Raw genomic sequence first — 22,602 nt, 5'->3', positions numbered from 1 at the left:
TCAGATCGCGAGCCAGAACGTGAAGCCGCACAGCGCGACGACGACGAGGCTCATGCGATCGCGCGCCGCGAACACGATGGGATCGTCGTTCATGCGTCCGCGATGCGTGATGACCCATGTCCGGCTGAACCAGTAGAGCATCAGCGGACATACCATCCAGATGTATTGCGGATGCCGGTAAAGCACGGTGGTGCGTTCGTCCTGGATATAGAGCGCGAGCACGAGCACTGAGATGTAACCCGACGACGTGCCCAGCGACGACACGATGGCCAGATCGCTCGCCAGATAACCTCGCCCGCGCGCGCCTTCGCGCCCGGACTTCATCATCGCGTGAAGCTCGGTGTAGCGCTTGACGAGCGCGAGGCTCAGGAACGCGAACATCGAGAAAGCTAGCAGCCAGAAAGTGAGCGGGACATGGATCGCCGCGGCGCCCGCGACGATGCGCGTCGTGTACAGCGCGGCAAGCACGACGACGTCGATCATCACCTGACGCTTGAGCGCGAGCGAATAGGCGAGCGTCAGCACGTAGTAGCCGAGCAGGACCGCGTTGAATTCCCACGACAAGAACGTGAGCGAGATCGAGAACGCGGCGGCGAGCAGGACAGGGCAGAGCGCCATGCCCCATGCGAGCGGCATCGTGCCGGCGGCGAGCGGGCGCCGGCGCTTCACCGGATGCTGCCGGTCGTCCTGCAAGTCGAGCAGATCGTTTAGCAGATACACGCTCGATGCACACAGCCCGAACGCGAAGAACGCAATCACGGCGGACTCGATGGCCGCCGGCGACTTCAGTTGATGCCCTGCGAGCAGCGGCACGAAGATCAGCACGTTTTTCAGCCACTGATGCAGCCGCAGTGACTTGGCCCAGACCTTGAGCGTCGGCGGGCGATTCTCGAAGACCTGTTCGACGTTGTCGTGCTTCGAGGCGGCGCGCACGACGCCCGCGTGCGGATTGACCACGTACGCGCGATCGGCGGCGGCCCAGACGGACATGTCATCGTGCGAATTGCCTACGTAATCGAAGCCCTTCTCGCCGTACTCGGCGACGAGCCGGTCGCGCTTGCGGTGCGCGGAAAGGTTGACGCGCTCGTCGGTGGCGAACACGCGATCGAAGATGCCGAGATGCTCCGCGATGCGATGCGCGAACGATTCGTGGCTCGCGGTGGCGAGCGCGATCGTGCGGCCCCCGGCTCGCATGTCCTTCAGCCAGTTCACGACCTGCGTGTTGTAGGGCAGCGTCGCGACATCGATGCTCACGTGCTCGGCGAGCCGCGACTTGAGCACGGACTTGCCGCCGCTGGAAAGCCACAGCAGCGGCTTGAAGAATTTCTGCGGTGAGGATCTCAGGAAGGCGAATCCGCTCTCGACGAGAATGTCGGAGTGAATCAACGTGCCATCGAGATCGACGACGATGGGCTTGCTCATTCAATTCACGTTGAGATGATTGCTTAAGCCCACGACCGGGCGGAACCGGGCCTGGCCGTCTTCTCCGCGACGGCTTCGGCACCGGCTTTGTCGAGTTTTCCAGGCACATCGTATATGGTGTCGATTTTTCCGCCAAGCAACGTGTGACAAAGCGCCGGAAAAACGCCGAACCACCGAACCATGTTCTGAACACATGCAACTCGCGCTGCTCTACACCTTTTTCGCCGCCATCGCGACGCTTGCCAACATCGGCGCGCAGGATCTGACCACGCGCGTCTATAGCGGCCCCTGGCATGTTTTGCTGTCGGTGTTCGTCGGCACGGGCGTCGGTCTCGTCGTGAAATATCTGCTCGACAAGAAATGGATCTTCCGCTTCAAGGCGGAGAATGCGCGTCACGACGCGACCATGTTCACGCTCTACGTCACGATGGGCCTCGTCACCACAGCGATTTTCTGGGGCGTCGAATTTGGCTTCAATCACGTCTTTGGAACGGCCGAAATGCGCTACGTCGGCGGCTGCATCGGTCTCGCGATCGGTTATGTGATCAAGTACCGCCTCGACAAGCGCTACGTGTTTCGCACGTTCGCCTGACGCGACGCCCCGCCGCCCGCGGTTGCCGAAACCTCCGACATTAAGGACAATCTTGGCGTCTTCCACCCGTCGATGCGGTCCGTTTTCCTTTCGTGGCGCGGACGCCCCATTTGTCCGATGAACGCGAACGCCCCGCCGATCACTCTCAGCATTTCCATCGTCGTCTACCGGCCCGATGCCGCGTTGCTCGCGCGCACCGTCGAAACGCTGGAATCCGCGCTCGCCCAATTGCACGATGTCGCCGGCCGCCCGTGCCTGTATCTGATCGACAACGGCAATCCGGGCGAGCTCGCCGACCTGCCGGCGTCCTCGGATGCCGAATTCGACACCGTGGTGCTCAAAGGGCACGGCAATGTCGGCTACGGGCGGGGCCACAATCTCGCCATCGAGCGCGCGAACAGCCGCTTCCATCTGATTCTCAATCCCGACGTCGAACTCAATGCCGATGGCCTGCGCCGCGCGCTCGCCTTTCTGCACGGCTCGCCGGAAACCGGTCTGCTCGCGCCGTGGATCGGCGGCGACGATGGCCGTCAGCAGTTTCTTTGCCGCCGCTATCCGACCGTGCTCGACCTTTTCGTGCGCGGCTTTCTGCCGTCGGCGCTGCGCAAGCCGTTCGCGGGGCGCCTCGCGCGCTACGAAATGCGCGATGTCATCGGCGACAGCAATATCGTGTGGGATCCGCCGATCGTGAGCGGCTGCTTCATGCTCTTCAGAACCGATGTCCTCAAGTCGCTCGGCGGCTTCGATCCGCGCTATTTCCTCTATTTCGAGGACTACGACCTGAGCCTGCGCACGCGCCGCGTCGCGCGCATCGCCTATGTGCCGTCGGTGCGAATCCTGCATCACGGCGGCGGCGCGGCGAAGAAAGGCTCGGTGCACATCAAGCTGTTCGTCACGTCGGCGTACCGGTTCTTCAACCGTTTCGGCTGGAAATGGCTATGAGCGAATCCGGCCGACGCATCGCGATAACCGGCGCCAACGGCTTCGTCGGCCGCGCGGTGAGCCGTGCGCTCGCGGCGCGCGGGATCGGCGCGACAGGGCTCGTGCGGCGCGACGCGCAATGCGAACCGGGCGTCGACGTGCGACATATTGACGGCCTCGATTCGATCGCGCCCGAAGCCTTTGCCGGTTGCGACGCAGTGATCCATCTTGCGGCGCGCGTCCACGTAATGGCCGACGCCGCCGCCCAATCGCAGGCCGTGTTGGAGGCGTATCGGGCGGTCAACGTCGACGGCACGCTCGCCGCCGCCGAATCCGCGCGGCGAGCGGGCGTGACGCGCTTTGTCATGATGAGCAGCGTCAAGGCGCTCGGCGAAAGCGATCCGGGCCGCCCGTTCACCGAAGACGACGCGCGCAATCCGCCCGATGCCTACGGCGTGTCGAAAGCCGAAGCCGAAGTGAAACTGCTCGAATTCGGCAGCCGCACCGGGCTGGAGATCGCCATCGTGCGGCCGCCGCTCGTCTACGGCGCCGGCGTGCGCGCCAATTTCCTCGCGATGATGAACGCGATCGCGCGCCGCATCCCGTTGCCGCTCGGCGCGATCGATGCGCGCCGCAGCCTCGTCTCCGTCGACAACCTCGCGAGCGCGACGATCGAATGCGCGCTCCATCCGGCCGCGGCGGGCCGCCTGTTCCATGTCACGGACGGCGACGACCCGAGCGTCGCCGAACTCGCGCGCAAGCTCGGCCAACATCTCGGCAAACCGGCGCGGCTCGTGCCGGTGCCGGTGGGACTCTTGCGCGGCGTCGGGCGTCTGACGGGCAAGACCGCGCAGATCGATCGGCTGACCGGCAGCCTGCGCCTCGATTCGAGCCGCATCCGCGAGACGCTCGGCTGGCAAGCGCCGCAATCGCTCGACGAAGGCCTCGCCGCCACGGCCGCGTGGTTTCGCTCGACGCGCGCGCAATAAACGGTTCTCGCGATCGGGAACGTCCGTCGCGAACGTTAAAATATGCGCGGCTTCGATATCGGCGCGATTTTCGTTATCCGTCAGTTATTTACGACTAATTCCGGCGACCGTTCGCGTATCCTTGCGGGTTTGCCCGGGATAAAAGTCGCCGGGACGATCGGGGCTTCGTTTTCGACAACTCATAACAACGCATGCTGCATTCGTATTTCCAAGCTTCGCCGCCGTTGGCCGCGATGTCGGTCGCGGTATTGGCGTTCGCCGCCTGCGCGCTGATTCTGCGGACGCTCATCCGCACGGGCCTCGCGTGGCGCCTCGCCACCGATATCCCCAACGAGCGTTCGCTGCACGAACGGCCCACGCCGCGCGTCGGCGGCTGGGGCATCGTGCCGGTCGCCGTCGTCGCGCTTTTCGTCGCGGCCCCGTCGATGTGGCTCGTCGCGGCATGCGCGGTCTTCCTCGCAGCCGTCTCGCAGATCGACGACCGCCGCGGCTTGCCCGCGCGCGTGCGCTTCGCGGCGCATATCGTCGCGGTGACGCTCGTGATCGTCGCGCATCCGGCGAACGCGCCGTGGTGGGCGCTCGCATTCGTCGGCTTTCTGATGCTGTGGCTCGTCAATCTCTACAACTTCATGGACGGCTCCGACGGGCTCGCCGGCGGCATGGCGCTGTTCGGATTCGGCGGCTACGCGCTCGCGGCGCTCGCCGGACCCGCGCCGCAAGCCGATCTCGGCCTGGCGAGCGCGGCGATCGCCGGAGCGGCGGCCGGTTTCCTGACCCTCAATTTCCATCCGGCTCGGATTTTTCTCGGCGATGCCGGGTCTATTCCGTTGGGATTTCTCGCAGGCGCGCTCGGGTTCTGGGGCTGGCAACGGGGCGCGTGGCCCGTCTGGTTTCCGGCGCTCGTGTTTTCGCCTTTCATCGCGGATGCCACGGTCACGTTGCTGCGACGCCTCGCGCGCGGTGAAAAATTTTGGCAGGCGCATCGAGAGCATTACTATCAGCGCATGGTGCGCCTCGGAATGGGGCACGCGCGCACCGCGCTCACGTGGTATCTGCTCATGCTGGCGGGCATGATCCTCGCGAACTGGGCGCTGTGGTTTTCCGTCACGGGGCAGTGGTCGGCGGTTGCTGGCTGGGCAGTCGTGGTTGTGGCAGCGGGCGCGGTCGTCGACGCGCAGTGGCGTCGTCATGAAACGCGCCATACCGGACAATCTTGAGGGTCCATGCTGATGAATCGAATAAAAGCTACATGGCTATCGGCGGGGGCGTTCGGCTTCGATCTCGTGGCCGTCGTCGGGGCCTGGGTCGTCGCTTACCTGCTGCGCTTCAACGGCAGCGTGCCGCATGATTTCCGCGATGGCGCGCTGCACGCGCTCTTGTGGGTCGTGCCGGTCTACGCCATCGTCTTTCGCGTCTTCGGGCTGTATCGCGGCATGTGGGTGTTCGCGAGCCTGCCGGACCTGATGCGTATCTCCAAATCGATCGTCGTGGGCGCGCTCGTCGTGATGGTGGGCGCGGTGATGTCGCAGCCGACGCCGATCATCCCGCGCTCGGTGCTTATCGTCTCGCCGCTTCTGCTGTTTCTTGCGATGGGCGGCGCGCGCGCGCTTTATCGCGCGGGCAAGGAGTTCTATCTGTACGGCGGTCTGGTCGGCCAGGGCAAGCCCGTGATCGTGCTCGGCGCGGGCACGGCGGGCGCGATGCTCGCCCGCGAACTCGCGCGCTCCAGCGAATGGCGTCTCGTCGGCCTGCTCGACGACGATCCCGCCAAGCAGGGCCGCGAAGTGCTCGGCCACAAGGTCCTCGGCGGGTTCAGCGACCTCTCCCGATTCGCGGAGCAGTACAAGACCGACTACGTGATCATCGCGATTCCTTCGGCGTCGGTCGAGGAGCAGCGGCGCGTCGCCACGTTGTGCGTGCGCGCCGGCGTCAAGGTGATGGTGCTGCCCGCGCTCACGCCGCTCACCGAAGGCGGCAACTTCCTGTCGCGCGTGCGGCAGATCGACCTCGAAGACTTGCTCGGCCGCGAGCCGGTGAAGATCGACATGCCGCACGTCGAGCAACTGCTCCACGGGCGCGTCGTGATGGTGACGGGCGGCGGCGGCTCCATCGGCTCGGAACTGTGCCGTCAGATTCTGCGTTTCTCGCCCGCGCAGCTCATCGCCTACGACCTCTCCGAATATGCGATGTATCGCCTCATCGAGGAACTGCACGAGAAGTTTCCGGAGTGCTCGGTGATTCCGGTCGTCGGCGACGCGAAGGATTCGCTGCTGCTCGATCAGACGATGGCGCGCTTCACGCCGCACATCGTTTTCCATGCGGCGGCCTACAAGCACGTCCCGCTGATGGAAGAGCAGAACGCGTGGCAGGCCGTGCGCAACAACGTGCTCGGTACGCTGCGCGTCGCGCGCGCGGCGATTCGACACAACGTGCGCCATTTCGTGCTGATCTCCACCGACAAGGCCGTCAACCCGACCAACGTGATGGGCGCCTCCAAGCGTCTCGCCGAGATGGCCTGTCAGGCGCTGCAGCAATCCGCGCCGCGCACACAGTTCGAGACGGTGCGCTTCGGCAACGTGCTCGGCAGCGCGGGCAGCGTGATTCCGAAATTTCAGCAGCAGATTGCGAAGGGCGGTCCGGTCACGGTCACGCATCCGGAAATCACGCGCTTCTTCATGACGATTCCGGAAGCCGCGCAACTCGTGCTGCAGGCGTCGAGCATGGGGCGCGGCGGCGAGATCTTCATTCTCGACATGGGCCAGCCCGTGAGAATCGTCGATCTCGCGCGCGACCTCATCCGTCTCTATGGCTTCACGGAAGAGCAGATCCGCATCACGTTTACGGGGCTGCGTCCGGGCGAAAAGCTCTACGAAGAACTGCTCGCCGACGACGAAACCACCACGCGCACGCCGCATCCGAAGCTGCGCATCGCGCAGGCGCGCGGCGTGCCGGACGATTTCATCGACGAATTGCTGCCCTGGCTGATGCAGCATCGCGTGCTCTCCGACGAAGAAGTGCGCCGCGATCTGCGCCGCTGGGTGCCCGAGTATCAGACGGCGACGATGCCCGTGCTGCAAAGCGTGCCCGTCGCGAAGGCGGCGAACGAACGCGGCGCGGCCGGCTGACCGCAACGGGGTCACGCATGACGACGCTCGACGAAGTTCATGCGCTGACCCACGCGGGATCGCTGTTATCGCTAAGCGGCGAGATCGTCGCGCCTTACGATCTCGAAGTCGCGCACGCCGATGCATCCGCGTTCTCCGCGCTGCCCGCCACCATCCTGAACGCGGGCCGCGAACACTTCGACGCCGACTATGCGCGCGAGCGCCGCGTGCATCTCGTCAACGCGTTCGGCGTCACGCTCGGCGATTCGATCATCGGGCTTACGGCGCTCTCCGCCGTCAAGCGCCTTTATCCGCATCTTCGGTTCACGATCTATCGGCCGGCGCGCGCGCCGCGCTACGTGCAGCGTCTTTACGAGCTTGCCGCGCCGCGTCTCGCCGATATCGTCGGTCTGCCTGTGCCGCTCGCGAGCCTGCCTGCCGATGAACCGAAGATCGACGTCGGCAATCAGCTTTTCTGGCCGCGCTTCGCCTGGATGCCGATGATCGACTTCTTCCTTTGGGCGATGGGCATCGCGCCTTCGACCATCGCCGCCGCCGACAAGCGCAATCGCTGGCTCGCCGATGTGCCGCTCAAGCCAATCGCAAGCGAGCCTTACGCGCTGTTCTGCCCGAACGCGAGCACGCCGGTGCGCAGCATTCCGGCGTCGATGCGCGCGCGTATCGTCGCGCGTCTCGCGGATGAAACCGGCCTGCCGGTGATGGGTTTCGGGCCCGTCGACGATCCGCGTTATCGCGATATCGCGCCGTTTTGCATCGACACGGACGATTTCCTCGCGTGGATCGGGCGCGCGCGCTATCTCGTCACGGCGGATACGGCGGCGCTACACGCCGGCGCGGGATTCGACGTGCCGACGACCGCGTTCTTCACGACGATCCCCGCCAACATGCGCGCGCGCGATTATGCGAACTGCGTCAAGGTGGAATTCAGCTTGCCGCATCTGGAGGGCGTGCACGCGAGCGCGCGGCCCGCCGATCTGCGCGCGCTCGAGCGCGCCTATCGCGATTACGACTGGCGCGCGATGCCGTTCGCGGATGCATCGCCGCAAACGACGCCCGCGTTCAGTTTCCCTTGCTCACCTGAAACGACGGCAGGCGCGCATACAACTCCGCAACCCAGTCGATGAACACGCGCACGCGCCTCGGCTGATGCCGGTTGGCCGCATACAGCACCGACACCACGCGCGGATACGACGGATATTCCCGTAGCACTTCCTTCAACGCGCCGCTTCTGACGAGCGGATCGAGCGTATAGCTCGAGCTTTGAATCAGCCCGAGCCCGTTGGCGCCCGCCGCGATATACGAATCGCCGTCGTTCACGGCGATCTTGTGCTTCATCGCGATGGTGCGCGTTTCGCCATCGACGACGAATTCCCAGTTGCGCACGCGTCCCGAGTTGTTCAGCACATAGCCGACGGCGAGATGCTGCTCGAGGTCATCGAGCGACGTCGGCTCGCCGTGCTTTTCGATGTATCCCGGCGACGCGCAGGTGATCTGCGTATACGCGCCGATGCGTTTCGCGACCAGCCCGACATCGCCCACCGCGCCCACGCGCACGACACAATCGACCGCTTCCTCGACGAGATCGACTTGCCGGTCCGTCAGCACCAGCTCGACGCCGATATCCGGATACGCGGCGAAGAATTCCGGCAGCGCGGGAATGATCGTGTTCTTCGCCATCACTTGCGGCAGGCTGACTTTCACATTGCCCTTGGGACTCAGCTTGGAATGCGACAGCGACGCTTCCATGTCGTCCACTTCGCCGAGCACGCGCACGCAGCGCTCGTAATAGGCTTCGCCGTCTTCGGTGATGCTGATGCTGCGCGTCGTGCGATTGATGAGGCGCGCACCGAGATGCGCTTCGAGCGCCTGAAGCGTGCGCGAGACGCTCGCGGGCGGCAGGCGCAGGGCATCGGCTGCCTTGGAGAAACTGCCCGCCTCGACGACTCGCGCGAAGACTTTCATTGCAAGGAAGCGGTCCATGCTCGATCCCGGAAACGTGATCGCGCGCCTCGATGGGCGCGCGAGAGAAAAGAGCCTGCGATCATACTGAAGTTCGTCAGCCCATGCGCTGCGAGTGAACTGACGCGAAGCTCAGAGCCCGAGTCCCTGACAGAGCCGCCACGAATAGTGCTCGATCATCCGCTGGAACGGCGCGTGATGGCCGTAGGCGATCGACGAAACCGCCAGCAGCGCGCAACCCGCGACGAGCGCGCGCGGCATCTTGCGCGGCGTTTCGAAGACGCGCATGAGGAAGAGGGCGGCGACGACCGCGCCGAGCACCCAGCCCGCGACGACTTCGGCGGGCGTGTGCGCGTCCTGCATGATGCGGCTCGCGCCGATGGCCGCCGCGAGCGCGAGTCCGCCCGCCGCGCCCAGCCGATGCCAGCTTCCGCCGAATGCGCCGAACAGCAAGCCGCCCTCGACGGTGTAGATCGACGCGGCGAGCATCGTGTGTCCGCTGATCATGCGCAACCGGGTCGCGGCGATCTCGACGCCGCAGCCGGCATAGAGAATCTTCGACAGACCGACGAGCCCCATGCCGATGGCGAGCAGCACGGCCCAGCGCACCGCGAGGCGCACGTCGACCGTGCGCAGCCACAGCGCGCAAACAAGCGCGAGCGGCAGCAGAAAGGCCGCGTCGCCGAGATTCGAAAGCGTCCAGAGTACCTTTGATTCCATGCGTATTTGTTCTAGGCCGGCTCGGAACGTTTACGAACCGTCGCCCTGTTTTCGGCGGCCTGCCATCCGGTATTCGGTCGGCGAGATCGAGAGCCGCTTGCGGAAGATTTTCGCGAGGCCGTCGCCGCTGCCCGCGCCGCAGCGCCGCGCGATCTTGTCGACCGGCAGATCGGTCGCGGCCAGCAACATGCAACTCGCATCGAGCCGCGCGCGCAACAGATATTCCGACGGCGTCAGCCCGATCTGCGCCTTGAAGCGGCGCAGGAAATTGCGCTCGCTCATCGCGGCGACGCGCGCCGCATCGGTGATCGAGATCGGCCGCACGTAGTTCTCGCGGATCCAGCGCGCGGCGGCGTCGATCTTCTGGCGCACGCTGCCGGCTTCGGTATCGTCGAGCACGGTGGCGAGCTTCTGCCACGCGCCCGGAATGGAGCGCTCCGATACTTCACGCGCGAGCGCCGCGCCGTGATCGCGCTTGATGATCGACAGCGCCGCCGCGATCGGCCCTTTGGGATCGTCGAGCGTGAGCGTTTGTTCCGCGATGAAAAGCGGATTCGACAACGCCGGCGCAAGCGCGCGGCCTTGCGGCTCGCCGGCGAAATCGAGCGTGCGGTTCTGCACGTCGAGATTGGCCGCGGCGAGAATCTGCGCGCCTTCGCCGATCGCCTTGATGAATGGAATCTTCGGCGCCACGCGCGCGAGGCGCTTGCGCAGCGCGGCATCGTTACGCGCATGACGCGCGCCCACGCCGCTCGCGATGAACAGCGCGTCGCATTCGTTCATCCAGCGCGTTTCGAGACTCTCGGTCCAGATCCGCATCGAGCAACTGCTCGCCACGCTGCCGCCATCGCTCGACAGAAACATCAGCGAATAATTCGGCGCCTGCGCGCGTGCGTTGGCGTCGGCGGGCAGATGCACCTGATTAGCGACCGAGAAGACCTCGGAGATCGAGCTGACTTCGACGAGCGAAAAGTCCTCGAAGATCAGAATGCCGATTCGCTTCGCCGCGCTGGTCATATCGGCGGACGGCACGTCGGGCGCGACCGCGCGCACGACCTGAAGCCGGCCCGTACCATTGGCGTACACCATCGACTTCTCCCTGTGGGAACCGCGGCAGGCGTCGTGTCCGGCCGGGGTTCGATCGATGCAGGAACGTAAGTAGCGGGAAAGTGAGCTTACATGGGCGCACTATACGCGGCGCCCGGCAGCCGCCGAGCGCCGAGTCCGAAATTGACGAAGTGTTGGCAGATGATCTCGGTACGCGCCTTTTCGCGCGGATCAGCGGAAGTAGGCCTTGGTGTTTTCGTGCACGTCGTCGCGCGCGAGCAGTTCGTCGGGCACAAGCCATCGATAGTCGCTGTGCTGATCGAAGCGGCCGATCGGAACCTTGCTCGAGAGCGTCAGCGCGTAGGCGAGCACGATGTAATGCGTGCCGATGCCATCGGCGCCCGCGAAGTTGTCGTCGTAGAGATGCTCGTAGACGCCGAAGAAGCGTGCGGCCGAACGCTGCGCGCTCGCGACGCCTAACTCGTTGCTGACGATGCGCCTGTAGGCGGCATCGAGCGATTCGTCTTTTCTAATGCGGCCGCCCGGCACGAACCATGTGCCCTGCGCGGGCCGGTTGCGCCGATGCCCCACGAGGATGCGCCGGTTGCCATCGGTGACGATCAGATCGATCGCCACGAGCGGCGCGAGCCGCACGACCGTCAGGAAATCAGCGTTGCTCAGCATCGTTGCTCCGGGTTGGCTTCGGCGAGTCGTGCGTCGCGCAAACGATGCCCGCTGCGACGCCGCGTGACCGTGCGTGCGCGCACGCGCGAGCGAATTTCACGACTGAAACATGCAAGGCTGACGAGCAACGGTCAGCACATTGTCAGCGCGGGCGGCAAACCTGACCGATTTGCGTGTCCGCGCGCTGTACGAAAATTTGCGTAAAGACGATTGCGAACGTACGCGCGATTCGAGCCGCATTCAGCCGATCATAGCAAAACAAGAATTGGGCGATTCGGCAAATAGTGTCAAAGCGTGCGCCGCCGCAAAAATACTAGCCGATGGCGGACGGTGACAGCGCCCGAGTCCCGCGCGCATGCAGGTTCGACGCGATCTCGCGTCCGCTGCAATGCAGCATCTAAGTTCATATGAAAATACCGCATTATGCCTTTGAACAAAAATGAAACGGGTTAATCAAAAATCACGTTGGGAACCTCGATTGCGTTATTAGAAAATAATTGAGTATTAATGCCGAAGCCGTTCGCGGATTTTAATCGGCGTCTGAAATGCGCATTACATATCGTTCCTAAATGTAACGGCGAAACCAAAATTTTCCGATTGCAGCGGTACGAACGTCCGCTTTCGCACACATCGATGTTTCATAAATGAATCAGTTCGAATGATCGGACTTGGCGGCCATCGGATCCGGCGGACCGCGCGGGGCCGTCCTGTGGAGCTTAGTGAGCAACGCTGTGTCCGATCTGGCGGCACGGGAATCAGATTGAGCTAAACCGCCGAATCAACCCTTGTATGACAAATCCGCATTTGTTTTCCATGCATTGAATGCAGGCTTTCCGGAATTTGGGGAAGGATTTCAATGTGCGCTCACCCTCATAGCGGAACAGATTCTGTGGTTTAAGCGCGAAAATCCAGAGCACAAAAAACATTGTCTGCTTATTATTCAAGCCAGCGGATCGATTCCGCCAACACTTCGTTCCAATCGGTCACGGCAACCCGGCGAAGTTCGGGAAGTCCATTGATGCGCCGCAATGACCGAACAACTCTTCCGCGCCTTCCAGGAAACAAGCTGCAGGGGATGACCATGCCTTACGCCACTCTTGAACCCGCCGTCATGGGTTGGACGCCTCCCGCGTCGAACGCCTCGCAGACCGAGGTGCGCCAGGTCGCGATCCTGCTGTTCGACGGCTTCTCGCTGCTCGGCGCGGGAATCGTCGCGGAGGTCTTCCACATGGCGAACGAGCTGTCGTCGGCGAAGTCGCGGCCGGATTGCACGTACGACGTGCGGTTCCTGTCGGTCGAAGGCGGCAACGTGGCGTGCTCGTCGTCGGTGCGCGTCTGGACGGACGGTCTCGATGCGCGCCACTACGGCGGCTTCGACGCGCTTTTCGTCGCCGGCGGCCGTGGCGCGGAAGAAGCGGCGAAGGACGATCGCATCATCGAATGGCTGCGTCGCGTGCAGACCAAGACCACGGTCGTGCGCGCGATTTCCGAGGGCCGCAAGGTGCTCGACGCCGCGGGCATCGGTCAGGCGCAGGACGCGCAGGCGCGCTACGGCAACGCGATGCAACTCGTGCGCGACGAGCAGCAGGGCGACGCCGGCGACCGCTACGAGTCGATGAAGGGCGCGCTTCTGATCGTGAAGCGCGATCTCGGCATCGACGTGTCGCGCAGCGTCGCCGAACGTCTGATGCCCGGTTCGGCCGCGAAGCTCGTGTCGATCCTCGGCGACAGCGGCGTGGCGTCGGCGGGCGACAAGATCCGCGCGGCGGCGCGCTGGCTGCAGGACAACTGCGAACGGCCGATTTCGGTCGTCGATGCGGCGCAGGTGGCCGCGATGAGCGAGCGCAACTTCTTGCGCCGCTTCAAGATCGAGATGGGCATCACGCCGTCCGATTATTTGCTGCAGGCGCGCCTCGCCGTGACCTGTGCGCTTCTGACGGATTCGGAACTGCCGGTCGACAAGATCGCGCGCAGAAGCGGCATGGGCAACGGCGACAGGCTCGCGAAGATTTTCCGCAAGCGCCTTCTGATCTCGCCGACGGAGTACCGGATGCAGAGCAGACGCGAGGCGAACGGCTGACCCGCGCGCTTATGTGACGTGGGCCGCTCTGAGCCCGACTATGGCGTAAAACGTCGGACCTTTGGCCGGACCCGATCGGTCCGGCACTTAATCATTTCCCGAACGGTTCGCCGTTCGGACGAACAGGCAGGCAGGAGTTCTTTATGACGAATGAAGCACGCACGGAAGGTGGGGTGAAGCAGGGAGCAGCAGGTGTGGAGGCGGGCCCGGCCAAGGCGGCCGGGCCGTGCCGCCGCCTCGTCCCTGTGATCCTCGCCGGCGGCTCGGGCACGCGCCTGTGGCCGATGTCGCGTGAACAATTCCCGAAGCAGCTGATCGGCGTCGTCGGACGTGACTCGCTGCTCCAGGCGACGGTGTCGCGGCTCAAAGGCTTTGCCGGCAACTTCAAGGTCGATGGCGAGCCGATCATCGTGTGCGGCGAAGAGCATCGGTTCACGACGGAAGAACAGACGCGCGAAGCCGGCGTCGATGCACGCATCATCGTCGAGCCGGCGCGCCGCGACACCGCGCCCGCGCTCACGCTCGCGGCACTTGCCGCGGTGAAGGACGGCGAGGACGCGATCATGGTCGCGATGCCGGCGGATCACTCCATCGCCGATATTCCGGCGCTGCATCGCGCGATCGCGATCGCGGCGGAACATGCGGAGCGCGGCGTGATCGCGACGCTCGGCATTCCGCCGACGCGCCCCGACACCGGCTTCGGCTACATCCGTCTGGGCGCGGCGCTCGATGACGGCGCGCACGAGATCGACCGCTTCGTCGAAAAGCCGGCGGCGGAACTCGCGGCGCAATACGTCGCGGCGGGCACGTACTGGTGGAACAGCGGCATCTTCGTCGTGCGCGCGAGCGTGTGGCTCGCGGCGCTGCAAAAGCTCAATGCCGACATGCACGCGGCGTGCTCGGCCGCCGCGCAGGAGGGCGAGGCCGACGGCAAGTTCTTCCGCCCGCAGGCGGCGCAGTTCGGGCGCGCGCCGTCCGACTCGATCGACTATGCGGTGATGGAGCACATCGGCACGCCGACGAAGCCGTGCGGCGGCGTGGTCGTGCCGCTCGTCGCGGGCTGGTCGGATCTCGGTTCGTGGGACGCCGTGTGGGACGCGATGGACAAGGACGAATCGGGCAACGTCGCGAGCGGCCGAGTCGTGTTCGAAGGCGCGACATCGAGCTATGCGCGCTCCGAAGGCGGACGGCTCGTCGCGTGTGTCGGCACGACCAACGTGATCGTCGTCGAGACGGACGACGCCGTGCTCGTCGCGGACCGTTCGCGCGTGCAGGACATCAAGGGGCTGGTTGCGCGCATCCGCGAGCAGCACGCGCCCGAAGCGGATACGCATCGCAAGGTGCGCCGCCCGTGGGGTTTCTACGATTCGATCGAGCACGGGGAGCGCTTCCAGGTCAAGCGCATCGTGGTGTCGCCGGGCTCGAAGCTGTCGCTGCAGATGCATCACCATCGCGCGGAACACTGGATCGTCGTGTGCGGCACGGCGCTCGTCACGCGCGGCGAAGAGCAGTTTCTGCTCTCCGAGAACGAATCGACGTTCATTCCGCTCGGCGTGCGGCATCGTCTGGAGAACCCGGGCAAGGTGCCGCTCGAAATCATTGAAGTGCAGTCGGGGAGCTATCTCGGCGAAGACGACATCGTGCGTTTCGACGACACCTACGGGCGCAGTTGAGCGTTCGAAGGCAGAAGACTTTCTTGCAACCGTTCACAAGAAGAAGACGGGGCTAACGCGAGGAGGAGACTGAAGGGCGGTAAAGGGCTGATTGCGTTCCGGGGAAAAAAACATGCGCGATTTACAGGGATTGCTCGCGCGCCTGTTCGACGTCTTGATGATCGTCGGCGGTGCGGCAGTGGCGTCGCAAATCAGGTTCGAGTACATCGAGGCACACACCTATTCGGTGGCGTTCGTCGCGTTCGCGGCGGCGTTCTCGCTTGCGCTCTTTCCTGGCTTCGGCGTCTACCAGTCGTGGCGCGGCCGCAGCAAGCTTCAGCTTGCGTGTCAGGTCTCGCTCGGCTGGCTCGTCGTGCAGGGCTGCGCGCTCGCGCTGATGTTCTCGCTGCATCGGCTCGACTACGTGTCGCGCCTCTGGTTCGCCTACTGGACCGCGATGTCCGGCGGCCTCATGATCGCCGGCCGTCTCATCACGCACGCGATTCTCGCGCACATGCGCAACGCGGGCCTGAACCTGCAGCAAGTGGCGATCGTCGGCTGCGGCAGACATTGCGATTCGATGCTGCGCAAGATCGAGCGTTCGCAGGACACCGGGTTTCGCATGTGCGCGGCGTTCAACGCGGCGGCGGGCAAGTCGCGTCTGAACACGCGCCTGCCCGTGTATGACGATTTCGACGCGTTCGTCGCCTTCGTGCGCGCGCAGAACGTCCATGAAGTGTGGCTCGCGCTGCCGCTGTCGGAGGAGCCCACGATCCTGCGCTTCGTGAACGAATTCCGCGACGATCTCATCAACGTGCGCTTCATCCCCGACGTGCGCAGCCTCGCGCTGTTCGAAAGCGGCGTCACCGATCTGCTCGGCCAGCCCGCGATCAATCTCGTCGCGACGCCGTTGTCGGCGTCGGCGCAGCTGCAAAAGGAAATCTTCGACCGCCTGTTCGCGCTCGGCGCGATCATCGCGGTCTCGCCGGCGCTCATCTGCATCGCGCTCGCAATCAAGCTCACTTCGCGCGGGCCGGTGTTGTTCCGGCAGAACCGCAAAGGCGCGGATGGCCGCGTCTTCACCATCTACAAGTTCCGTTCGATGCGCCTGCACACGGAACAGGCCGGAGTGCTTCGCCAGGCCACGCGCAACGATCCGCGCGTGACCCGTGTCGGAGCGTTTCTGCGCCGCACCAGCCTCGATGAGCTGCCGCAGTTCTTCAACGTTCTGCGCGGCGACATGTCGGTCGTGGGCCCGCGTCCACACGCGCTCGAACATGACGACCTGTATCAGAAGGTCGTATCGGGGTACATCCATCGTTACCGGATCAAGCCAGGCATCACCGGCTGGGCCCAGGTCAACGGTTTTCGTGGGGAAACGGATCGGATCGAAAAGATGGAAGGACGCGTCGCTCACGATTTGTACTATCTGGGTAACTGGTCGTTCGGACTCGATATGAGAATCATCGCCGCAACGATCTTCAAGGGACTACGCCACACCAACGCTTACTGATGCAGGGGACGACCATCATGCACAACCAACAACAACCGGGCACCACCTCCATGGCCGCCAACACCAACGTGTCGCGTATCTTCCGCCTCACGAGCCTGGCTGCGGCAGCTTCCGTCGCCGTGATCCTGACGGGTTGCGGGCTCTCGCCGGGCATGCACATGGAAAAGCCCGCCCAGCTCGTCGAAACGTCGAACGATCAGGGCGATCCGGCCACGACCACCAACATTCCGATCACGACGATCGACGCCGCGCTCGTGAAGAAGATGCGCGCCGCGCAGCCGTCCGTGACGGGCGATCCGAACGCCTCGCTCTACGGCAAGCCCGCGCCTTACAAGCTGGGCGTCGGCGACGTGCTGCAGATCACGGTCTGGGATCACCCGGAACTCGTCGCGGCGCTCGGCCAGCCGGCGAACCAGACGCGCACGTCGGATGCCGCGCCCGGCTTCGTCGTCGATGCCGACGGCAATCTGCAATTCCCGTACGTGAACAAGCCGCTGCACGTCGCGGGCAAGACCGAGACGCAGGTTCAGCGCGAGCTGTATGCCGAGCTGTCGAAGGTGTTCGTGAAGCCGCAGGTGACGGTGCGCGTCGCGTCGTTCCGCGCGTCGCAGGTGTATATCGACGGCGATGTCCGCACGCCGGGCGCGCAGCAGATCAACGACATTCCGATGACGCTCACCGAGGCGATCGGCCGCGCGGGCGGTTTCGCGACGACGGCGGATCAGAGCCGCGTCACGCTGATCCGCGATGGCGTCACGTATCACATCAACATGGCCGGCATGACGTCGAAGGGCCGCAGCCCGTCGGACATCATGCTCAAGCCGGGCGATGCGCTGCGTGTCGATTCGCGCGACGAAAACGGCGTCTACGTGATGGGCGAAGTGACCAAGCCGGCCACCGTCATCCCGATGCGCAACGGCAAGCTCACGCTGTCGGACGCGATCTCGCAGGCGGGCAGCTTCAACCCGGAAACGTCGAACCCGCGCGAGCTGTACGTGATCCGCAATGGCGCGACGGACCAGCCGGAGGTCTACAAGCTCGACGCGCTGTCGCCGGTGTCGATGCTGCTCGCGAACAACTTCGAGCTGCAGCCGCATGACGTCGTCTATGTCGACAACAACGGGCTCGTGCGCTTCTCGCGCGTGCTCAACCTGCTGCTGCCGGCGATCAACGCTGGTTTGACGGCGGCCGTGTTGACGAAGTAAGCATCTGGCATCAAGTGTCTGACCGGCGCGCGCGGGGCGCGCCGGAGCATCATGGTTCGACTTAAAAAATATAAGCGAGCGAGATCATGTCGATGAACTTTGATACGCGATACGTGGACGTATCGACGGGTGACGAACTGCGCCTGTCCGATTACCTGGCCGCGGCGATGCTCAACTGGAAGCTCGTGACGCTCGTCATGCTCGCCGTGATTGCGCTCGGCACCTCTTACGCGTATCTCGCGACGCCGACCTACAAGGCCGACGCGATGATCCAGGTCGACGAGCCGGCCAACACGAACAACGCGAACGCCGGCGCCAAGGCGCTGCAAGCCGCCGTTCCGCAACTCACCGAAACGAAGACTTCGACTGCCGCGCAGATCGAACTGCTGCGCTCACGACTCGTCATCGACGATACGGTGCGGCGTCTGCATCTGGATATCGATGCCTCGCCGCGCGTGTTGCCGGTCGTGGGCAAGCTCGTCGGCAACGTGTTCGCGATGCTGAACCGGCCGATTCCGCAGGGTTATCTGTCGCGCTTCGCGTGGGGCGGCGAAGCCATCGACGTGCCGCTCTTCGACACGCCGAAGGAGCTCTACGACAGGAAGTTCACACTCGTCGCGCTCGAGCGCGGCGCTTACGAACTGCGCGATCCGAACGGATTGATCGTGCTGACGGGGCAGGTCGGCAAGGAAGTGTCGGGCGCGACGCCGCAAGGCCCGGTGACGCTCAAGGTCGACAAGCTCGACGGCAAGCCCGGCGTGCAGTTCGAACTGCAACGCTTCTCGACGATCACGACCATCGACCGTCTTCAGCAGCGCCTGACCGTGGCGGAGACCGCACTGCAATCGGGCATCATCGGCGTATCTCTGGAAGGAAGTAATCCGAAGCAAATCGCGGCGATCGTCAACAACATCGCGAATCGTTATGTGGAGCAGGACACGCAGAAGCGTTCGGCCGAAGCGGAGCACACGCTCGCGTTTCTGGAGCAGCAACTGCCGCTCGTGAAGAAGCAGCTCGATGAAGCCGAGCAGCGCCTGAGCGCGTTTCGCAACAAGCAAGGTTCCGTCGATCTCTCCGAAGAGAGCCGCTTGCTCCTGCAGCAGATCGTCGACAACAAGACGAAGCTCTCCGATCTTCAGCAACAGCGCGCGGAACTGTCGCTGCGCTTCACGGCGAATCATCCGTCGGTGCAGGCGCTCGATGCGCAGATTGCATCGCTCACCGCCGCGCAGACGCGCCTCGGCAAGAACGTTTCGACGCTGCCCGATACCGAGCAGACCGCGCTGCGCTATACGCGCGACGTGCGCTCGAACAGCGAGCTTTACGCGAACCTGCAGAACAGCGCGCAGCAATTGCGCATCGCGAAGGCGGGGCAGGTCGGCAACGTGCGGATCGTCGATCTCGCGCAACCCGCCGACGATCCCGTGCGTCCGAAGCGCGCGCTCGTGATCCTGATCTCGGCGGGCATCGGCCTCGTGCTCGGCATCATCGCGGCGTTCGTGCGCAAGTCGCTGTGGGGCGGCGTCGAGCGTCCCGAAGACATCGAACGGCAACTGGGCACGCGCGTGTTCGCCATCGTGCCGCGCAGCACGCAGCAGCTTCGTCTGCAACGTCAGGTCGGCATGCGCCGCGAAGGCATGCACGTGCTCGCCGCGCAGGCGCCGGAGGATGCGGCCGTCGAAGGCATTCGCAGCTTGCGCACGTCGCTGCAACTGCAGCTCGGCGAAGCGCGCAACAACGTCGTGATGCTGACCGGCTCGCGGCCCGAAGCGGGCAAGTCGTTTCTGTCGGCGAATCTCGCGACGCTCGTCGCATCGACGAGAAAGCGCGTGTTGCTGATCGACGGCGACATGCGCCGCGGCGACATCCACTCGCACTTCGGCGTGCGTCACACGCCGGGTCTATCCGACGTGCTGATGGGCGCCAACGCGATGGACGTCATCGTTCACGACGTGTTGCCCGGCGTCGATCTGATTCCGAAGGGCTCGCTGCCATCGCATCCGGCGGAACTGCTCGCGAGCGATCGGCTCGGCGAAATCCTCGGCGAACTGAAGCAGCTCTACGATCTCGTCGTCATCGATACGCCGCCCGTGCTCGCCGTCACCGACGCGACCGTGATCGGCCGGCACGCGGGCACGAGCCTGCTCGTCGTGCGGCACGGCAAGAATCAGGTGCAGGAAATCGGCGAAACGATGAAGCGCCTCTATCACGGCGGCGTGCACATGAAGGGCGTGCTCCTCACCGATGTGCCGCAATCGAAGGTGCTGATGGGCAGCACCTACGCGGGCTATTACAGCTACGAGAGCATCGCGGAGTAGGTCTTCTCAGTTCAATACGGCGACTTGTAGATGTCGCGCGCACGCGCGGCATTCGACGCCGGCGCCTTCAGACCCGAAGGCGCCGGATAAAGCGTCGCCGCCGCGCTTCGCGGCATCATCATCGCTTTTGCGTCGGCCTTGCGCGTGCCCGGACGCAGCCGCGCGCCCCCCGCCGGATTGCCCACATAGCCGTTCTGTTGCGCGAGCAGCGCGTCCATCGACGGAGTATCGGCCGAATCGCCCGCATACGCGAACGACGGCGCGAAGGCCGCGATGGCCAGCCACAAAAGCGCGTGTTTCATGTGTCTCCTCCTGATCGCGCGATACCGCACGCAAATGGTTGCCGAAAGCGGGCGTCGTTATAATCGCCGTCCGACCTGGTTCTTTGGCTTTCCGTCCGTGAAAAAGCTCATCGCTCTCGCAGTCGCTTCCACCGTCCTCACCGCGTGCTCGTCCGTCGAGAAGGAGCAGACGAAGGAACGCACGTTCCTGCTCTCGCAGCAATCGCTCGATACGGCGCAACGCAATGCGACCGTCGCATGCCGCGACGCCGCGCAGTGCGATGCGGCCTGGAAGCTCACGAAGACTTACGTCGAGCAGAATTCGAAGGAACGCCTGACACGCGCCGACAATGCCGCGATCGAAACCGACGTGCCTTCGGACACCGGCAAGCCGGTGTTCTCGGCGACGCGCGTCCCGAACGGCGACGGCGCGACGATCTCGCTCTTCGCGCAATGCAAGGGCATGTTCGAGGACGAGCGCGCGCGAGGCTCGGATTTCGACGACTGCGCGACGAAGATCATCTCCGTTCAAAACGGCTTCGCGCCTTATCTGCGGGCACATCTGCGCGCGCAGTGAGCGGACGGACCTTACTGCGCGGGCAGCGAACCTGACGCGCGCGGCGGATTCGCCGGACGTATCTCCGTGAGCGGCCCGTCTTGCGGATGCATGTCGGGCGGCGCGCCGTAAAAAGGCGCGCTTTGCTGCGGCGTGCGACCGGCCGCTTCGGCGGCGCGCGCGTGGATGCCATGCGCGATGCGCGCATACGACGCGACGACGAGACCCAGCGCGACACCGAACATCAGCCCCGGAAAACGCTCGCCGAGCGGATTACCGCCGATCGACGTCGCGGGCAGCGCAGCGAGCACGAAGAGCGCACGGCCGAGCACCGGCAGCCAGGGCGCATCGGGCGTGCTGTGCCGCCATGCGCGATACGCCCGCGAACCGCGCCAGAGCGCCCACAGAATGGCGATCGGCAGCGCGAGCCCGAACAGCACGCCGCCCGCGAAGAACTGATAGACCCAGAAGTCGCGGCCAGCCGCCCATTTTTTGAAGGCGTAGAAGTCCTGCTCGCTGATGTCGCCGGCAAGATCCGGCAGATACGACGGCGCGTAGCGATAGTCGTGTCCGTAGCCCATGCCGACGATCGTCGACATCGCCGACGACGTAGTCTGATCGACCTGATCCTTCATTTCCGCGAGACGCGCGATCAGCACCGGATCGCGTGCGGGCGGCGCATCCTGCACGAGCGACAGACGCTTAATCCACGGGGCTCCGATCGTCGGAAAGAACGTGGCCGTCGCGGTGGCCATCGCGATCAGCAGCGTCAGGATCGTGGCCGTGCGCAGACCGGCGGCGAAGAAAGCGCGCAGCGAAGGCGCGGCGAGCCACGTCGCATAAGCGATCAGCAGCACGGTGCCGACCAGGAGGCCCGGCGTGCCGAACAGAATCTCGATGACGATCGTCGCGAGAAAAAACAGCCCGGCCAGCTTCCCGATGCGCTGCGCGAAGACGATTTCGTGCAGCAACAGCCCTTGCAGGCAAAGGAACGTGACCGGGACGACGCGAATGCTCAAGGTGTCGATGCCGCCAGGCATCGCCATGCCGAAACCGCCGCCGAACACGAGCGATGCGATCATCGACCAGACCATCGCGCGTTCGATCTGCGCAAGACGCTGCGCATCCCACGGACGGCAGCCTACGAAATAGCCGAGCAGCATCAAGAGGAACGGCAGCACGACGCGCGCGTAGTTGCCGGCGTCGTTGCCTTGCAGCCATTGGGTTGCGACGCTGCCGAAGATCGTGAGCAGAAAGAGCGCGCTGACGAACCCGCGCATGCGCGAGCGGCGCGCGAAGCGCGGCGCGATGAGCAGCATCGCGCAGGCAGCGCCCATCGATGTCACGGTGAGCAGAACATCGATGGCCTTGCTGGCCGTCTCGACGCTTCGTAAGTCGAACGCGAGCGGAAGCAGGCAAAGCCAGATCCAGACGACGGCGAACTTGTTGCGCATGACGGCCCCGGCACCCCTATTTTTTGCGTCGAATATAGCAGCGGCTCCTGTCGTGCGCGGTTGCGGCGGCGTCTTGCGACTAGT

19 protein-coding genes are annotated in these 22,602 nt (G+C 64.5%); 12 read left to right on the top strand and 7 right to left on the bottom strand.

Translation table 11 applies throughout. The features are described from left to right. Positions 1-1,422, bottom strand: coding sequence for a UbiA family prenyltransferase (locus LDZ23_RS10570; RefSeq protein WP_244807504.1), 1,422 nt, complete (start codon positions 1,420-1,422; stop codon positions 1-3). A gap of 193 nt (positions 1,423-1,615) precedes the next feature. Here LDZ23_RS10570 and LDZ23_RS10565 point away from each other — a divergent pair, with 193 nt between their 5' ends. From LDZ23_RS10565 to LDZ23_RS10540, 6 genes are all read left to right on the top strand, one after another. Further along, positions 1,616-2,014, top strand: coding sequence for a GtrA family protein (locus tag LDZ23_RS10565; RefSeq protein ID WP_008342550.1), 399 nt, complete (start codon positions 1,616-1,618; stop codon positions 2,012-2,014). A gap of 117 nt (positions 2,015-2,131) precedes the next feature. After that, on the top strand, positions 2,132-2,956 hold the full coding sequence (locus LDZ23_RS10560; protein WP_244807503.1) for a glycosyltransferase family 2 protein: 825 nt from the start codon (positions 2,132-2,134) through the stop codon (positions 2,954-2,956). Beyond that, positions 2,953-3,924, top strand: coding sequence for a UDP-glucose 4-epimerase family protein (locus LDZ23_RS10555; protein WP_244807502.1), 972 nt, complete (start codon positions 2,953-2,955; stop codon positions 3,922-3,924). Before LDZ23_RS10560 ends, LDZ23_RS10555 begins: the two co-directional genes overlap by 4 nt. A 191-nt stretch (positions 3,925-4,115) precedes the next feature. After that, positions 4,116-5,141 (top strand): MraY family glycosyltransferase, encoded by a 1,026-nt coding sequence (locus LDZ23_RS10550; protein ID WP_244807501.1) that lies wholly within the window; start codon positions 4,116-4,118, stop codon positions 5,139-5,141. Between the two features lie 12 nt (positions 5,142-5,153). Next, complete coding sequence (locus LDZ23_RS10545; protein ID WP_175980403.1) at positions 5,154-7,049, top strand: polysaccharide biosynthesis protein; 1,896 nt, start codon at positions 5,154-5,156, stop codon at positions 7,047-7,049. A gap of 17 nt (positions 7,050-7,066) precedes the next feature. Next, on the top strand, positions 7,067-8,173 hold the full coding sequence (locus LDZ23_RS10540) for a glycosyltransferase family protein (protein ID WP_244807500.1): 1,107 nt from the start codon (positions 7,067-7,069) through the stop codon (positions 8,171-8,173). Here LDZ23_RS10540 and LDZ23_RS10535 read toward each other — a convergent pair. The 4 genes from LDZ23_RS10535 to LDZ23_RS10520 form a co-directional block, all read right to left on the bottom strand. Then, a complete protein-coding gene (locus LDZ23_RS10535) occupies positions 8,109-9,029 on the bottom strand; it encodes a LysR family transcriptional regulator (protein ID WP_033537194.1) in 921 nt (306 codons plus the stop codon). The genes LDZ23_RS10540 and LDZ23_RS10535 overlap by 65 nt on opposite strands. A 111-nt stretch (positions 9,030-9,140) precedes the next feature. After that, a complete protein-coding gene (locus LDZ23_RS10530) occupies positions 9,141-9,728 on the bottom strand; it encodes a phosphatase PAP2 family protein (protein WP_244807499.1) in 588 nt (195 codons plus the stop codon). 30 nt (positions 9,729-9,758) lie between these two features. Then, positions 9,759-10,817: a GlxA family transcriptional regulator gene (locus tag LDZ23_RS10525; protein WP_244807498.1), complete on the bottom strand. Its 1,059-nt coding sequence runs from the start codon at positions 10,815-10,817 to the stop codon at positions 9,759-9,761. Between the two features lie 189 nt (positions 10,818-11,006). Then, positions 11,007-11,459 (bottom strand): GDP-mannose mannosyl hydrolase, encoded by a 453-nt coding sequence (locus LDZ23_RS10520; protein ID WP_244807497.1) that lies wholly within the window; start codon positions 11,457-11,459, stop codon positions 11,007-11,009. A 1,081-nt stretch (positions 11,460-12,540) separates the two neighbouring features. On the opposite strand from LDZ23_RS10520, the gene LDZ23_RS10515 reads away from it, so the two are divergent. The 5 genes from LDZ23_RS10515 (at position 12,541) to LDZ23_RS10495 (ending at position 20,227) form a co-directional block, all read left to right on the top strand. Beyond that, positions 12,541-13,539: a GlxA family transcriptional regulator gene (locus LDZ23_RS10515; RefSeq protein ID WP_033537200.1), complete on the top strand. Its 999-nt coding sequence runs from the start codon at positions 12,541-12,543 to the stop codon at positions 13,537-13,539. 143 nt (positions 13,540-13,682) lie between these two features. Continuing rightward, positions 13,683-15,212: a mannose-1-phosphate guanylyltransferase/mannose-6-phosphate isomerase gene (locus LDZ23_RS10510; protein WP_244807496.1), complete on the top strand. Its 1,530-nt coding sequence runs from the start codon at positions 13,683-13,685 to the stop codon at positions 15,210-15,212. Positions 15,213-15,324: 112 nt separating this feature from the next. Further along, positions 15,325-16,704 carry an undecaprenyl-phosphate glucose phosphotransferase gene (locus LDZ23_RS10505; RefSeq protein ID WP_008342527.1) on the top strand — a complete coding sequence of 460 codons (1,380 nt, stop codon included), beginning with the start codon at positions 15,325-15,327 and terminating at the stop codon, positions 16,702-16,704. A gap of 50 nt (positions 16,705-16,754) precedes the next feature. Beyond that, entirely contained in the window at positions 16,755-17,909 is a 1,155-nt protein-coding gene (locus LDZ23_RS10500) for a polysaccharide biosynthesis/export family protein (protein ID WP_008342525.1), read from the top strand. Positions 17,910-17,995: 86 nt separating this feature from the next. Next, the gene (locus LDZ23_RS10495; RefSeq protein ID WP_034472780.1) at positions 17,996-20,227 is read left to right on the top strand and encodes a succinoglycan biosynthesis protein ExoP; all 2,232 of its coding nucleotides are present in this window, start codon (positions 17,996-17,998) and stop codon (positions 20,225-20,227) included. Positions 20,228-20,238: 11 nt separating this feature from the next. Here the strand turns inward: LDZ23_RS10495 and LDZ23_RS10490 are convergent, their stop codons facing one another. Further along, complete coding sequence (locus LDZ23_RS10490) at positions 20,239-20,529, bottom strand: hypothetical protein (RefSeq protein ID WP_008342521.1); 291 nt, start codon at positions 20,527-20,529, stop codon at positions 20,239-20,241. Between the two features lie 97 nt (positions 20,530-20,626). Here LDZ23_RS10490 and LDZ23_RS10485 point away from each other — a divergent pair, with 97 nt between their 5' ends. Continuing rightward, complete coding sequence (locus tag LDZ23_RS10485; protein ID WP_244807495.1) at positions 20,627-21,085, top strand: hypothetical protein; 459 nt, start codon at positions 20,627-20,629, stop codon at positions 21,083-21,085. Between the two features lie 11 nt (positions 21,086-21,096). Here the strand turns inward: LDZ23_RS10485 and LDZ23_RS10480 are convergent, their stop codons facing one another. Further along, positions 21,097-22,518: a hypothetical protein gene (locus tag LDZ23_RS10480; protein WP_244807494.1), complete on the bottom strand. Its 1,422-nt coding sequence runs from the start codon at positions 22,516-22,518 to the stop codon at positions 21,097-21,099. Between the last annotated feature and the right edge of the window lie 84 nt (positions 22,519-22,602).

This window comes from Caballeronia zhejiangensis (assembly GCF_022879815.1).
GTDB classification, from domain to species: Bacteria; Pseudomonadota; Gammaproteobacteria; order Burkholderiales; family Burkholderiaceae; genus Caballeronia; species Caballeronia zhejiangensis.
The sequence above is the reverse complement of the archived record's forward strand: the minus strand, read 5'-3'. Positions and strand labels throughout refer to the sequence as shown.

What these genes read in the sequence shown, in the direction of transcription:
- LDZ23_RS10570 (WP_244807504.1), bottom strand. Translation starts at nt 1,422, where the DNA reads ATGAGCAAGCCCATCGTCGTCGATCTCGATGGCACGTTGATTCACTCC.
- LDZ23_RS10565 (WP_008342550.1), top strand. Translation starts at nt 1,616, where the DNA reads ATGCAACTCGCGCTGCTCTACACCTTTTTCGCCGCCATCGCGACGCTT.
- LDZ23_RS10560 (WP_244807503.1), top strand. Translation starts at nt 2,132, where the DNA reads ATGAACGCGAACGCCCCGCCGATCACTCTCAGCATTTCCATCGTCGTC.
- LDZ23_RS10555 (WP_244807502.1), top strand. Translation starts at nt 2,953, where the DNA reads ATGAGCGAATCCGGCCGACGCATCGCGATAACCGGCGCCAACGGCTTC.
- LDZ23_RS10550 (WP_244807501.1), top strand. Translation starts at nt 4,116, where the DNA reads ATGCTGCATTCGTATTTCCAAGCTTCGCCGCCGTTGGCCGCGATGTCG.
- LDZ23_RS10545 (WP_175980403.1), top strand. Translation starts at nt 5,154, where the DNA reads ATGAATCGAATAAAAGCTACATGGCTATCGGCGGGGGCGTTCGGCTTC.
- LDZ23_RS10540 (WP_244807500.1), top strand. Translation starts at nt 7,067, where the DNA reads ATGACGACGCTCGACGAAGTTCATGCGCTGACCCACGCGGGATCGCTG.
- LDZ23_RS10535 (WP_033537194.1), bottom strand. Translation starts at nt 9,029, where the DNA reads ATGGACCGCTTCCTTGCAATGAAAGTCTTCGCGCGAGTCGTCGAGGCG.
- LDZ23_RS10530 (WP_244807499.1), bottom strand. Translation starts at nt 9,728, where the DNA reads ATGGAATCAAAGGTACTCTGGACGCTTTCGAATCTCGGCGACGCGGCC.
- LDZ23_RS10525 (WP_244807498.1), bottom strand. Translation starts at nt 10,817, where the DNA reads ATGGTGTACGCCAATGGTACGGGCCGGCTTCAGGTCGTGCGCGCGGTC.
- LDZ23_RS10520 (WP_244807497.1), bottom strand. Translation starts at nt 11,459, where the DNA reads ATGCTGAGCAACGCTGATTTCCTGACGGTCGTGCGGCTCGCGCCGCTC.
- LDZ23_RS10515 (WP_033537200.1), top strand. Translation starts at nt 12,541, where the DNA reads ATGCCTTACGCCACTCTTGAACCCGCCGTCATGGGTTGGACGCCTCCC.
- LDZ23_RS10510 (WP_244807496.1), top strand. Translation starts at nt 13,683, where the DNA reads ATGACGAATGAAGCACGCACGGAAGGTGGGGTGAAGCAGGGAGCAGCA.
- LDZ23_RS10505 (WP_008342527.1), top strand. Translation starts at nt 15,325, where the DNA reads ATGCGCGATTTACAGGGATTGCTCGCGCGCCTGTTCGACGTCTTGATG.
- LDZ23_RS10500 (WP_008342525.1), top strand. Translation starts at nt 16,755, where the DNA reads ATGGCCGCCAACACCAACGTGTCGCGTATCTTCCGCCTCACGAGCCTG.
- LDZ23_RS10495 (WP_034472780.1), top strand. Translation starts at nt 17,996, where the DNA reads ATGTCGATGAACTTTGATACGCGATACGTGGACGTATCGACGGGTGAC.
- LDZ23_RS10490 (WP_008342521.1), bottom strand. Translation starts at nt 20,529, where the DNA reads ATGAAACACGCGCTTTTGTGGCTGGCCATCGCGGCCTTCGCGCCGTCG.
- LDZ23_RS10480 (WP_244807494.1), bottom strand. Translation starts at nt 22,518, where the DNA reads ATGCGCAACAAGTTCGCCGTCGTCTGGATCTGGCTTTGCCTGCTTCCG.